This is a genomic window from Pseudothioclava alba (genome assembly GCF_033100795.1).
Taxonomy (GTDB): Bacteria; Pseudomonadota; Alphaproteobacteria; order Rhodobacterales; family Rhodobacteraceae; genus Pseudothioclava.
In genome coordinates this window covers 144,577-156,166 of record NZ_JAWLVI010000005.1, presented here as the reverse complement: position 1 = coordinate 156,166, position 11,590 = coordinate 144,577, and the positions used below count along the sequence as shown (strand labels likewise).

The 11,590-nt window shown below is 60.5% G+C and carries 12 protein-coding genes; 10 read left to right on the top strand and 2 right to left on the bottom strand.

Features of this window, described 5'->3' with window-relative positions; translation table 11 throughout:
• Positions 1 to 2: 2 nt before the first annotated feature.
• Positions 3 to 734 carry an SDR family NAD(P)-dependent oxidoreductase gene (locus tag RYZ20_RS12510; protein WP_317673985.1) on the top strand — a complete coding sequence of 244 codons (732 nt, stop codon included), beginning with the start codon at positions 3 to 5 and terminating at the stop codon, positions 732 to 734.
• 11 nt (positions 735 to 745) lie between these two features.
• On the opposite strand, the gene RYZ20_RS12505 is transcribed toward RYZ20_RS12510, so the two are convergent.
• On the bottom strand, positions 746 to 2,185 hold the full coding sequence (locus tag RYZ20_RS12505) for a UbiA family prenyltransferase (RefSeq protein ID WP_317673983.1): 1,440 nt from the start codon (positions 2,183 to 2,185) through the stop codon (positions 746 to 748).
• A gap of 3 nt (positions 2,186 to 2,188) precedes the next feature.
• Positions 2,189 to 3,037: a lytic transglycosylase domain-containing protein gene (locus tag RYZ20_RS12500; protein WP_317673981.1), complete on the bottom strand. Its 849-nt coding sequence runs from the start codon at positions 3,035 to 3,037 to the stop codon at positions 2,189 to 2,191.
• A gap of 346 nt (positions 3,038 to 3,383) precedes the next feature.
• Here RYZ20_RS12500 and RYZ20_RS12495 point away from each other — a divergent pair, with 346 nt between their 5' ends.
• The 9 genes from RYZ20_RS12495 to RYZ20_RS12455 all read left to right on the top strand — a co-directional run bounded on the left by RYZ20_RS12495 (position 3,384) and on the right by RYZ20_RS12455 (position 11,585).
• Complete coding sequence (locus tag RYZ20_RS12495) at positions 3,384 to 3,581, top strand: hypothetical protein (protein WP_317673979.1); 198 nt, start codon at positions 3,384 to 3,386, stop codon at positions 3,579 to 3,581.
• A 228-nt stretch (positions 3,582 to 3,809) separates the two neighbouring features.
• Positions 3,810 to 4,007: a hypothetical protein gene (locus RYZ20_RS12490; RefSeq protein WP_317673979.1), complete on the top strand. Its 198-nt coding sequence runs from the start codon at positions 3,810 to 3,812 to the stop codon at positions 4,005 to 4,007.
• Positions 4,008 to 4,186: 179 nt separating this feature from the next.
• Complete coding sequence (locus RYZ20_RS12485; protein WP_317673977.1) at positions 4,187 to 4,384, top strand: hypothetical protein; 198 nt, start codon at positions 4,187 to 4,189, stop codon at positions 4,382 to 4,384.
• Positions 4,385 to 4,464: 80 nt separating this feature from the next.
• Positions 4,465 to 5,334: a Flp pilus assembly protein CpaB gene (cpaB, locus tag RYZ20_RS12480; protein ID WP_317673975.1), complete on the top strand. Its 870-nt coding sequence runs from the start codon at positions 4,465 to 4,467 to the stop codon at positions 5,332 to 5,334.
• Positions 5,335 to 5,535: 201 nt separating this feature from the next.
• Positions 5,536 to 6,936, top strand: coding sequence for a type II and III secretion system protein family protein (locus RYZ20_RS12475; protein ID WP_317673973.1), 1,401 nt, complete (start codon positions 5,536 to 5,538; stop codon positions 6,934 to 6,936).
• Positions 6,937 to 6,960: 24 nt separating this feature from the next.
• On the top strand, positions 6,961 to 7,611 hold the full coding sequence (locus RYZ20_RS12470) for an OmpA family protein (protein WP_411572350.1): 651 nt from the start codon (positions 6,961 to 6,963) through the stop codon (positions 7,609 to 7,611).
• A gap of 250 nt (positions 7,612 to 7,861) precedes the next feature.
• The gene (locus RYZ20_RS12465; protein WP_317673971.1) at positions 7,862 to 9,130 is read left to right on the top strand and encodes a CpaE/TadZ family protein; all 1,269 of its coding nucleotides are present in this window, start codon (positions 7,862 to 7,864) and stop codon (positions 9,128 to 9,130) included.
• 19 nt (positions 9,131 to 9,149) lie between these two features.
• Positions 9,150 to 10,604 (top strand): TadA family conjugal transfer-associated ATPase, encoded by a 1,455-nt coding sequence (locus RYZ20_RS12460; protein WP_317673969.1) that lies wholly within the window; start codon positions 9,150 to 9,152, stop codon positions 10,602 to 10,604.
• Between the two features lie 12 nt (positions 10,605 to 10,616).
• The gene (locus tag RYZ20_RS12455) at positions 10,617 to 11,585 is read left to right on the top strand and encodes a type II secretion system F family protein (RefSeq protein ID WP_317673967.1); all 969 of its coding nucleotides are present in this window, start codon (positions 10,617 to 10,619) and stop codon (positions 11,583 to 11,585) included.
• Positions 11,586 to 11,590 lie beyond the last annotated feature (5 nt).

The window sequence follows — 11,590 nt, the reverse complement described above, 5'->3', positions numbered from 1 at the left end:
ACATGGAAAGCTGGATTATTCTGGGGGCCACCTCGGGCATGGCGCGGCCGTTGCTGCGCCAGCTCGCCGCCAATGGCGCGGCGCTGTATCTGGCGGGGCGCAATGCCACCGCGCTGGCCGAACTGGCCGAGGATTGCCGCCTGCGGGGCGCCCGCGCGGTCCATGCGCTGCCCTTCGATACGCGCGACCACAGCAATTATCCCGCGCTGATCGCGCAGTTTACGCAAGAGGATGGCACGCTGAATGCCGCCGTCTTTACCGGCACTATGCCCGAGCAATCGCAGATCGACGCGGACCCCGCGCTGATCGAAGGGGTCATGGCCGACAGCTACACCGGCCCCGCGACCTTCTTGCAGCAATTGCTGCCCCATATGGAGGCGCGCGGGACGGGCACAATCGTCGGTATCGGCTCGGTCGCGGGCGACAGGGGGCGCTTGGGCAACTATTGCTACGGCGCAGCCAAAGCGGCCTTTGCGACCTATCTGTCGGGGCTGCGCAACCGCGCGGGGCGTAAGGGCGTGCATGTTCTGACCGTCAAGCCCGGCCCCGTGGATACACCGATGACCTATGGCATGAAGATGCCCTTCATGACCTCGCCCGAGGCGGTGGCAAACGACATCCTCAAGGCCGTGCGCAAACGCCGCAACACCCTTTACACCGCGCCGATCTGGCGTGTCATCATGACCGTGATCCGTCTGATCCCCGAGCCGGTTTTCAAGAAAATGTCGTTCTGAGGCGGGGGCGTTCAGCCCCCGAACCACTGCGCCCAAAGCCCTGCCGACCAGAACATCAGGCTGAGTGTAATCATCAGGATACCCAGCCCCAGCTTGTCACGCAGCGCAAAAACGATCGGGTCGTAATCCTGCTTGCCGAACCAGCCAAGCGCAACCATCCGCACCAGCCACCACGCCATCGGCCCCATCGCAAGCCACATCAGCCATGTATCGGGGTAAAGCGCGTGCCCCTGCTCGGACACCGAGTAAAGGAAAAAGATCACCAGCGCACCGACGACCCCGATACCCGCGACATTCAGCAAATCGCCCCGATCCGCGCGCCCGTAGCCGCGACCGGGCAGGCGTTCGTCCCCTTTCGCCAGGGTCAGCTCGGTCAGGCGTTTTACGCATCCAAGCGCCAGGAACACCGGGAAGATGAAGATCAGCATATAGATCGACACATCGACCTGCCCTGCCGCCGCCCCCGCCACAACGCGGATCGTATAAAGCGCGGCAAGCGTCGTAATATCGACCCACCGCATCCGCTTGAGCTTGAGCGAATAGGCCAGCGACAGCATCATATATATAACGACAACGGTCAGAAAACCGGCGTTCAGCGCCGCGCCCACACCAAGCGCCACCAACACCAGCCCGACAAAGGCCATCATCCCCACGGCAATCGGCACCTCCCCGCTCGCAAAGGGGCGGCGGTATTTCGTCGGGTGCAGGCGGTCCGCCTCAAGGTCGAGAAGGTCGTTGATGATATAGATCGAAGACGCCGCAGCCGAGAACGCCACGATCCCCAGAAGGATCGGCAGCAATGTCGCCAGATCGAAACGGTGCGCGGCAATCAGCGGCAGCAAAAGCAGCACGTTCTTTACCCACTGATGCGGGCGGATTGCCTTGAACAGGCGGCGGGGAGACCAGCCACCCTCCAGCTCGACCACATGCGGCCCCGAAACCTGTCGCGCCAGCGCGGGGGCACCCACAACATAGGCAGTGGCGGCATGAGGCCAGACCTCAAGATCCGCGCGTGAATCACCCGCATAATCGAACCCGCCCTCGCCAAAAGCCGCAACCAAGGCCTCAGCCTTGGCGGCTCCTTTCAGGTTTGCCTCCCCGTCAGAGGCAAAGACCCGCTCGGACAGCCCGTGCTGGCGGGCGAGCGCCGTAACCTGCGCCTGATCCGAGGCCGACGCCAGAAGCACTTCGCGCCCCTCGCCGTGCGCCTCGTCAATCAGACGCTGGACCGAGGGCGTCACCGGCATCAGATCAAGCCGAAGCCCCGCAATGCCGGCCAGCCCCGCCTTCAGGGCCGCTCGCGCGGTCAGATGTGACAGGCTATGCCTGAGCGTGGACACCGGATCTTTGGCCAGCGCCGCCCAGAAGCCTTCGAACAGAAGATCCGTGCGCAGAAGCGTCCCGTCCACATCCAGCACCAGCGGACGCGGCGCGCCTTGATCCGTTCCCATAACCTACCCTTTCACCGCAAAAACACAGCCGTCCGTCACAAGCTCCGGTCGCGTCAGGCACAACCCTCGCGCCACATTCCATGCCGCCAGAACCTTGGGCACATAGCCACGGGTCTCGGCGTAAGGCGGCACGCCACCATTCGACTTCACGGCATTTTCACCCGCGTTATAGGCCGCGATCACCATTAATGGATCGCGGTCAAACTCTTTCATCAGCCAGTCCAGATAGGCCACGCCGCCCTTGATGTTCTGGACAGGGTCCGTGCGATCCGACACGCTAAAGCGTTCGGCCGTCGCCGGGATCAGCTGCATCAAGCCAACGGCCCCCGCTTTCGAGACCGCGTCCGCGCGCCCGTTCGATTCAACCGAGATCACCGCCATCACCAGCGCCGGAGAGACCTCGGTGCCGATGGTGGCCGCGAGAATGTCGGAGCCATGCGCTTTCGCCAGATCCTGAAGTGCCGCAAGGCGAGGAGCGGGGACCATTTCCCCACCCGGCCCCTGCGAGAGGACCGCAACCGCCTTGTCAAACCGCCCCGCCCTGTCATCCAGCGCGGGCGAGACCTGCTCCCAATACCAGTCAAGCGGGCTGGCCTTTGGAGGCGCAGGCGCATCCGGCAGGCGCGTCACCGGCACGAAGGGCTTCGCCGCCGCGACTGCCAGCGCACGGGCCTGCTCTTCGGGGTCGATCTGGATGGTAAGAAAACGCTTCGTCCCCGGTTTCGGAGGCGTCACGCGTTTAGGGCTCACCGCGACTGGCGCAAGAGGCGCCTGCGCAGGCGTCTCCGCCCACGAAGTTACGGCCAGAGAGGCCGCGACAACCAAAGTTGCGATACCCTGTATGCGCTGCATCTGCGCTATCCTGCCCAATTCGGGGTTTTCCCCATTGGCTCCTTTATCCCTAATCAGCGGGAAAAAATCCAGAAAAACAGCGATTCCCGTCAGTATGCGGCATCAGAACAGCACCGCGCCGCGCCTTTTGGAAAATTTTTCATGATATTAAATCGTTATTTTTCAATCTATTACATAAATTCTCGCAAGTTTATTAACGCTTCGTAAAAACGCCCCGCACCTGCCCAAATCTTGCCACGGTCAGGGGGCCATATAGCCCCATACCGCGACGCAAGGCCGAGAACGAAGACGGTCGAAACAGGGTCGCGGAGCTCTTAAACGCATACCAGACCCAAGGAGAGATCCGATGAAACTGTTCAAACTGACCCGCAAATTCCGCAACGAAGAAGACGGCGCTGTGACCGTTGACTGGGTTGTGCTGACCGCTGCTGTCGTCGGCCTCGGCGCTGCTGCTCTCGCCCTCGTCCGCACCAGCACCCAGGACCTGACCACCGACATCGCGAACTACCTCTCGTCCGCTTCGGTGCAGACCTCGTTCAACTAAGAGACCGCGCAATCGCGTGATCAAGGGGCCGCTCGAAAGAGCGGCCCTTTTCCGTTGCGTGCCCCCGCTGGCCATGACGAAACCGTTTAAATTCCCCGAAGATGAACCGAATGCGCCCAATTCGCGCCACCTTTCACCCCGATAACATACCCATACCGCCAAGCAATTCAGGGGCAGGAATTCCCGGGGCGAAGCGGATGAACCCAAACCCTAGACTGGAGAGATCCGATGAAACTGTTCAAACTGACCCGCAAGTTCCGCAACGAAGAAGACGGCGCTGTGACCGTTGACTGGGTTGTGCTGACCGCTGCTGTCGTCGGCCTCGGCGCTGCTGCTCTCGCCCTCGTCCGCACCAGCACCCAGGACCTGACCACCGACATCGCGAACTACCTCTCGTCCGCTTCGGTGCAGACCTCGTTCAACTAAGAGACCGCGCAATCGCGTGATCAAGGGGCCGCTCGAAAGAGCGGCCCTTTTCCGTTGCCGTTTACGCAGCGGTAATCTCCTCAAACTATTCCTGAATTCGCCCAATTTCCGCCACCAACAACCGGCAAATCACGGTGAATGGGCCCCGAAAGCCCGATGCGATATAAGAAAGGTTTGCCATGAGCACGCTTATTGATTTCTTCACGCGGCGTCTTCGTGACGAAGCCGGTGCCGTGACCGTAGACTGGGTCGTGCTCACGGCTTCGGTTGTTTCGCTCGGAATGCTGGTTGGTGGGCTGATCTGGTCTGAATCGGATAATGCCGCCATCGACATTGCAAGCTTCCTCGATACCCAGTCGATTAACAGCAGCTTCTGACGGACTGCTCCGCTGGCCCAGAAAATGCCCCATTCGTCAGGTAAACGGTATGAATCGGGGATATAAAGAAGGATAGTGTAATGCGTATGGTTTTTGCTTTGTTTCTTGTGCTCGGGATCGCCCTTGCCGGCGTGGCCGTCTACATGGCGCAAAACCAGATCGCCCGCTTCCAGCAAGAGCGGGATTATCTGTTGTCCGCTCAACAGAATGCTCCGTTGTTGACCGACATAGTCGTTCTGAAAAGGCCACTCAAATACGGCGAGCGTTTTACGATGGCCGATCTTGAGCTGGTCAAGGTCCAGGCGAACAAGATGCCTCCGGGGGCATTTACCCGCGTGACCGCGCCACAAGGCTCAAAAGAGGCGCAAACGGCCGTATTTTTCGACGGCGAAACCCGCCCGCGCGCGGCTCTGCGCTCTTATGAGCCGCTGGAGCCGGTGCTGCGCTCGAAGATGACAGAGCCGGGTGTCGATGCGGGAATTACGGCGAACCTCGCGCCGGGGATGCGCGCCTTTACCATCAGCGTAGACGTCAACTCGGGCGTTTCCGGCTTCCTGCGCCCGGGCAACCATGTCGATGTCTACTGGTCTGGCTCGCTTGAGGGCCGTCCCGTCTCGCGCCTGATTCAAAACAACCTGAAGCTGATCGCAATCGACCAGTCGGCTGATGCGGACCGCTCCGAGGAAACCAAGATCGCCCGCACCGTCACCGCTGAAGTCTCGCCCGAAGATGTTGCCGCGCTTACGCTGGCTCAGTCGACCGGTCGCCTGACGCTTTCGCTGCTCGGGATGGGCGACACCACGAATGTCGGCGCCATCGAAATCGACCGGAACACGCTGTTCGGTATCGAAGAAACAACCGAGGCAGTGCTCGAGCAGAAAAAAGTCTGCACCATCCGCAACCGCAAGGGCGGCGAGATGATCGAAGTCGAAATTCCCTGCACGAACTAGGCCACAAACGCCACTAAAAGCCCGCCCCACGGCGGGCTTTTAGGCTTTTTGCAACAGGTTTTGCGTGAATTTGACGCTGCAAAGGTTTGATTCTTGCAAAGATTCGGCTTTTCCGGCATTGTTCAAAAGATATTGGGCAGGAATACCAAATAAGCGGGCGTCAGACCTGTGGATTGGCGTGATCAGAGAGGCAGGATCACCATGATGATGAAGACGATTTTTCAGGCTTGTTTGCTGGGGCTTACCCTTGGCATGACCACCCTGGCACCGGCACATGCCGAAACCCTGCGCGTGATGTCTGGCACGAGCGCAAGCCCTTTGAGCGTGCCGATGAACCGCGCGGTCGTTGTAGAGAGCGATGCTCCCTTCGCCGAGCTTTCCATCGCCAACCCCGGCATTGCAGACATCACAACCCTTTCGGATCGCACGATCTATGTTCTGGGCAAGGTTCCCGGCCGCACAACGATGACCATACTCGGCGGCGACGGTAAACTGATCTCGAACGTCGAAGTGCAGGTCACCCCCGACGTTGCTGAATTCAAAGAACGCCTCAAGCAGATCCTGCCGGGTGAGAGCATCGAGGTGCGGACCGCAAATGACGGCATCGTCCTGTCGGGCACGGTTACCTCTTTGGCAAGGCTTGATCGCGCACTCGATCTGGCAGAACGCTATGCCCCGGGCCGGGTTTCTAACCTGATGAGCGTCGGCGGCACCCAGCAGGTCATGCTGAAGGTCCGTTTCGCCGAAATGTCGCGCTCGGTCGCGAAAAACCTGTCCGGCTCGGTGGGTTTCGTGAACTCCGCCTCAAACTGGAGCGGCGCGGAAACCGGCACCTTCCTCTCGAGCGACAACTCTCCGACCGGCACATCCATCACACCCAAAGGTGAAACGGTCGGCGCCTTGAAAATCGGTGCGTCCATCGGCGGCCTGGAAATGGCTGTTCTTCTGGAAGCGCTTGAATCCAAAGGCGCCGTGCGCACTTTGGCCGAACCGAACCTGACCGCGCTTTCCGGCCAAAAGGCCGATTTCCTTGCCGGCGGCGAATATCCGATCCCGGTTTCGCAAGACAACAACACTGTCACGGTAGAGTATAAGCCCTTCGGCGTGTCGCTGGCATTCACGCCGCGTGTCGTCGATGGCGACATCATGAATCTTGAAATCTCGGCCGAGGTTTCCGGCATCGACCCGTCCGTTTCGTTGACCGCCAACGGGTTCGAGTTGAACGCCTTCCGCACCCGTCGCACCTCGACCACGGTCGAAATGCGCGACGGTGACAGCTTCGCGATTGCGGGCCTCTTGCAGGACGATTTCACCGACCTGAGTTCGCAAGTGCCGTGGCTGGGCGACATCCCGGTTCTGGGGGCACTGTTCCGTTCGGCCGATTACGAGCGCCAGCAATCCGAACTGGTCATCATTGTCACGCCGCATCTTGTAACGCCGACGCGCGGCGAAGCGCTGGCGCTGCCGACCGACCGTGTCCGCCCGCCGAGCGAAGCGGAACTGTTCCTCTTCGGAAAGACAGAGAAAGCCCCGAAATCCGGAGCTGCGGCCGAAGTGGCGAAACAGGACTTCTCGGGGTCTTATGGATATGTGATGGAATAGGCCATGGCACAGCGGGGGCAGAAAATGAGAAAGACATCACTGACGCTGGCCTGTCTGGCCACAGCATTCGCACTTTCCGGGTGCAGCTCCGGCATGATGCGGAACTTCTACTCCGAGGCAGGCAGCAGCCTTGACGTCGGGAGCTTCGGCAATGCCACGATGAACAACACGCTGATCCAGACGGGGGCGCGCGATTATGCGATCTCGCTGACCCGGCGGTTCGCAAGCGATGTGCCGAATACGGTCAATTTCGCCTTCAACTCGTCGGTGCTTGAGGCGGGAGCTCAGGCCGCGCTGCGTCAGCAGGCGGACTGGATCAAGCAGTTCCCCGAGGTGCGTTTCCGCGTTTACGGGCACACTGATCTCGTCGGATCGAACAGCTACAACAAGGCGCTTGGTATGCGCCGCGCCCGCGCGGTGGTGAATTTCCTTGCCGCACAGGGGATTTCGAAGTCGCGGCTGGAGGCCGTGGTCAGCTACGGCGAGACGCAGCCCCTAGTTTACACCCAGTCCCCGAACGAGGCCAACCGCCGCACCGTCACCGAGGTTTCTGGCTTCGTCAAGACCAATCCATTGATTTTGAACGGCAAATACGCAACCGTCGTGTTCCGCGAATATGTGCAGTCGGCATCGGCCTTGCCGCTCACCACAGCGACAGATACTCGCGGCGAATAATCGCAGCAACGACACGATTGTTTCCGAATGAAGCGGGCTTGTGAAAACAAAGCCCGCTTTTTTTATTGATCGTCGCGCAAATCCCCACAATTGGAACATTTCGGCCCCAATCTCGCCAAGATTGGCCGCGATTTTCGAACCTGAAGACAAGGTGCGTCCAACGAGTCGCATCGGGTTCGGAAACTGTCGCGGGGCCGAAAGCACACCCCCTCCGAGACATCTCCGGGCCAAGAGAAAAGGACCTGAGGCGATGACTGCAGCTGCTGTTCTGACTCCCGAACCCGCACCCATTCTGGCGTGCACGGTCTCGCGGGATGTATCGAACTTCGATCTTCTGATCGAGGATATGGAAACCGAGCTTGGCGAAAGCTGGGGCGATCTGGGATTTGACGATGCGGTGGCATTTCTGAACCAACCGGATTCCGAAGCGCTCGAGTTTATCGCGATCGCGGTCGATGGCGAAGATGAGGGCGATCTGAACAAGATCTCCGGCATTATCACCTCGGCCAAGGAAAAGGGGGTCCGCGTGATCCTGATCGCGGACGAGGTCAGCCCGATCGCCCTGCATCAGTTGCTGCGTCTTGGCGCCGATGATTTCGTGCCCTACCCGCTTCCCGAAGGAGCACTGCACGACGCGGTCGAACGCCTTGGGCAATCCGATATACCTGCGGCCTACCCCACCAATGCCACCCCGCCGACCTTCGAGGCCTCGGGCGGCAAGGACGGCGTCGTTCTGGCCGTTCACGGTCTGTCGGGGGGCGTTGGCGCCACGACCGTCGCGGTGAACCTTGCCTGGGAACTGGCATCTATGAACTCGGGCAACAAAAAGTCGCAAGGCTATAGCCCGCGCGTCTGCTTGCTGGATCTCGATCTGCAGTTCGGGTCGGTTGCGACCTATCTGGACCTGCCGCGCCGCGAGGTGATCTTTGATCTCTTGTCCGACACGGCGCATATGGACGCCGAGGTCTTCAAGCAGGCATTGCTGACCTTCAACGACAAGCTCCATGTGCTGACCGCGCCGCAAGACATGCTGCCGCTCGACCTGATTTCGACAGAAGATGTGGACCGCCTGATCGACATGGCACGCGCCAATTTCGACTTTGTCATCATCGACATGCCCTCGACCATCGTGTCCTGGACCGAGGCCGTCCTGCGCCAGTCGCACCTCTATATGGCGCTGCTCGAACTGGATATGCGCTCGGCGCAGAATACGCTGCGGATGGTGCGCGCCCTGCAAGCCGAAGGTCTGCCGACCGAAAAGATGCGCTATCTGCTCAACCGTGCACCGAAGTTCACCGACCTGACCGGTAAATCGCGGATCAAGCGGATGGCCGAAAGCCTTGGTATCTCGATCGAGGTTTTGCTTTCGGATGGTGGCAAGCCGATCACGCAGGCGAATGACCACGGAATGCCGCTGGCCGAAACCGCAGCCAAAGCACCGCTGCGTAAGGAAATTCAGAAGCTTGCCTATTCTGTTGCCGAGTTGAGCCAGGCTGCCGAAGCCGCTGGCTCGGCCTGATTGCGATAAAGGTTCCCAGATGTTCTCGCGTTACAAAAAAACCGCTCCGACCGCCGCCATTCCGAAGGGTGCCGCTCCGCTTCAGGCGGTGCCAAAGCCCGAGGCGCCCGCGGCATCTGACGTCGCGCGCTCCGCGATCCAGCGCAAACCGCTGGTGGCCCGTGCGCCCGCCACCGCCCCTGCGGCGGATAAGGACAAGAAGCGCAAGGAGCGCATGAGCGAGGTCAAGGTCGAGCTTCACAAACGCCTTCTGGAAAATCTTAACCTCGCTGCCCTTGAAGGCGCGCGCGAGGCCGACCTGCGCCACGAAATCGCGGCGATCACCAACGAGGCTTTGTCCGATCTCGCGATGGCGCTGACCTCGGCAGACCGGCAGGCGCTGAACAACGAGCTTTACGACGAGGTGATGGGCCTTGGTCCGCTGGAGCCGTTGCTCAAAGACGAAACCGTCAACGATATTCTGGTAAACGGTCCGCAACAGGTGTTCGTGGAACGCGCCGGTAAACTCGAACTGACCGACACCACCTTCAAGGACGAACGCCACCTTCTGCGGATCATCGACAAGATCGTCTCCGCTGTGGGGCGCCGTGTCGATGAATCGAACCCCTATGTTGACGCCCGTCTGCGCGATGGCTCGCGCTTTAACGCGATGGTGCCGCCGGTTGCGGTGGATGGCTCGCTGGTCTCGATCCGTAAGTTCAAAAAGGACAAGCTGGGCATCGACGACCTCGTGCGGTTCGGCGCCTTCACCGAGGAAATGGCCGCCTATCTGCAAGCCGCTGTCGCGACGCGTCTGAATGTGATCGTTTCGGGCGGGACGGGTTCGGGTAAAACCACGACGCTGAACGCCCTGTCGTCCTTTATCGACAACTCTGAACGCATCCTGACAATCGAAGATACGGCGGAACTCCAGCTCCAGCAGATCCACGTCGGCCGGATGGAAAGCCGCCCGCCGAACGTCGAAGGCAAGGGCGAGGTCAGCCAGCGCGACTGTCTGCGCAACGCGCTGCGGATGCGCCCGGACCGGATCATCGTGGGCGAAACCCGCGGCGAAGAGGTCATCGACATGCTTCAGGCGATGAACACCGGCCACGACGGGTCGATGACCACGATCCACGCGAACTCGGCCCGCGACGGTATTTCACGTCTGGAAAACATGGTCGCGATGGCCGGTATCGAAATGCCGATCAAGGCCGTGCGCTCGCAGATTGCCTCGGCTGTGAACCTGATCGTGCAGGCATCGCGTCTGCAGGACGGCTCGCGCCGGATGACCTCGATCACCGAAATTACCGGTATGGAAGGCGATGTTATCTCAATGCAGGAGATTTTCCGCTACGAGCGTCTGGGGCTTGCGCCCGACGGCAAGATCATCGGCCGCTTCACCGCGACGGGCGTTCGCTCGCATTACTCGGATCGCTTCCGCCAGTGGGGCTATGACCTGCCGGCCTCGATCTACGAACCGGTTCAGGACTAACGGAGAGACGCCATGATCCTTTCGCCCACACCGATCATCTACGGCCTGATCTTCGTCGCGGTTCTGTTGCTGGTTGAAGGCATCTACATTCTGGTTTTCGGCAAGTCGATCTCGCTGAACGCCAAGGTGAACCGCCGCCTTGACCTTCTGGAAAAGGGCGGGCGGCGCGAGCAGGTGCTGGAACAGCTCCGCAAGGAAGCGACGCAGCACCTCAAAAGCAAGGGTATTCCGCTTTACTCGATCCTCGCGAAACAGGCGCAGATGGCGAATATTGCCTTCTCGCCGCTTGTTCTGATCGCGCTGATGGTCGGGCTGAGCATCTTTGCCTTTGCGGGCCTTTCGCTTGCGACGCAGGCCGACATCGCGACCCGCTTCGGGCTGGCCGTGCTGATGGGCTTTGGCGGGGTCTATTTCTGGGTCTCGTCGAAGGCGAAGAAACGCCTCGCGATGGCTGAGGAACAACTGCCTGACGCGGTTGAACTGATGGTGCGGGCGCTCCGCGTCGGGCACCCGTTCTCGTCGGCGGTGCAGGCGGTGGCCAATGAAATCCCCGATCCGCTCGGCTCCGAGTTCGGCATCATTTCGGACGAGGCGGCCTACGGGCGCAATATGGCGGACTCCCTGAAGGATCTGGCCGAGCGTCTGGACATGCAGGATTTGCGCTTTCTTGCCGTGGCCGTGTCGATCCAGCAGACCTCGGGGGGCAACCTCGCCGAAGTGCTGGAAGGCCTGGCCAAGGTGATCCGCTCGCGCTTTCGCCTGTTCCGCCGCGTGCGCGCCATTACCGCCGAACCGAAATGGTCGGGCATGTTCCTTTCGGGGTTCCCGCTGGTCATTCTGGTCGTGATCCAGGTGATCGCGCCGGATTACTACGACGACGTCAAGGAAACCCCCGCCTTCATGCCCACCGCGATTGTCGTTTTCGCCCTGCTCGCGTGCAACGTGATCTTCATGAAGATCATGACCACCATCAAGGTATGAGGAGA

Bases quoted from the DNA above. Each gene is read 5' to 3' on its own strand.
- RYZ20_RS12455 (WP_317673967.1), top strand. From the start codon at position 10,617: ATGATCCTTTCGCCCACACCGATCATCTACGGCCTGATCTTCGTCGCG.
- RYZ20_RS12505 (WP_317673983.1), bottom strand. From the start codon at position 2,185: ATGGGAACGGATCAAGGCGCGCCGCGTCCGCTGGTGCTGGATGTGGAC.
- RYZ20_RS12475 (WP_317673973.1), top strand. From the start codon at position 5,536: ATGATGATGAAGACGATTTTTCAGGCTTGTTTGCTGGGGCTTACCCTT.
- RYZ20_RS12495 (WP_317673979.1), top strand. From the start codon at position 3,384: ATGAAACTGTTCAAACTGACCCGCAAATTCCGCAACGAAGAAGACGGC.
- RYZ20_RS12510 (WP_317673985.1), top strand. From the start codon at position 3: ATGGAAAGCTGGATTATTCTGGGGGCCACCTCGGGCATGGCGCGGCCG.
- cpaB (WP_317673975.1), top strand. From the start codon at position 4,465: ATGCGTATGGTTTTTGCTTTGTTTCTTGTGCTCGGGATCGCCCTTGCC.
- RYZ20_RS12485 (WP_317673977.1), top strand. From the start codon at position 4,187: ATGAGCACGCTTATTGATTTCTTCACGCGGCGTCTTCGTGACGAAGCC.
- RYZ20_RS12490 (WP_317673979.1), top strand. From the start codon at position 3,810: ATGAAACTGTTCAAACTGACCCGCAAGTTCCGCAACGAAGAAGACGGC.
- RYZ20_RS12460 (WP_317673969.1), top strand. From the start codon at position 9,150: ATGTTCTCGCGTTACAAAAAAACCGCTCCGACCGCCGCCATTCCGAAG.
- RYZ20_RS12500 (WP_317673981.1), bottom strand. From the start codon at position 3,037: ATGCAGCGCATACAGGGTATCGCAACTTTGGTTGTCGCGGCCTCTCTG.
- RYZ20_RS12465 (WP_317673971.1), top strand. From the start codon at position 7,862: ATGACTGCAGCTGCTGTTCTGACTCCCGAACCCGCACCCATTCTGGCG.
- RYZ20_RS12470 (WP_411572350.1), top strand. From the start codon at position 6,961: ATGAGAAAGACATCACTGACGCTGGCCTGTCTGGCCACAGCATTCGCA.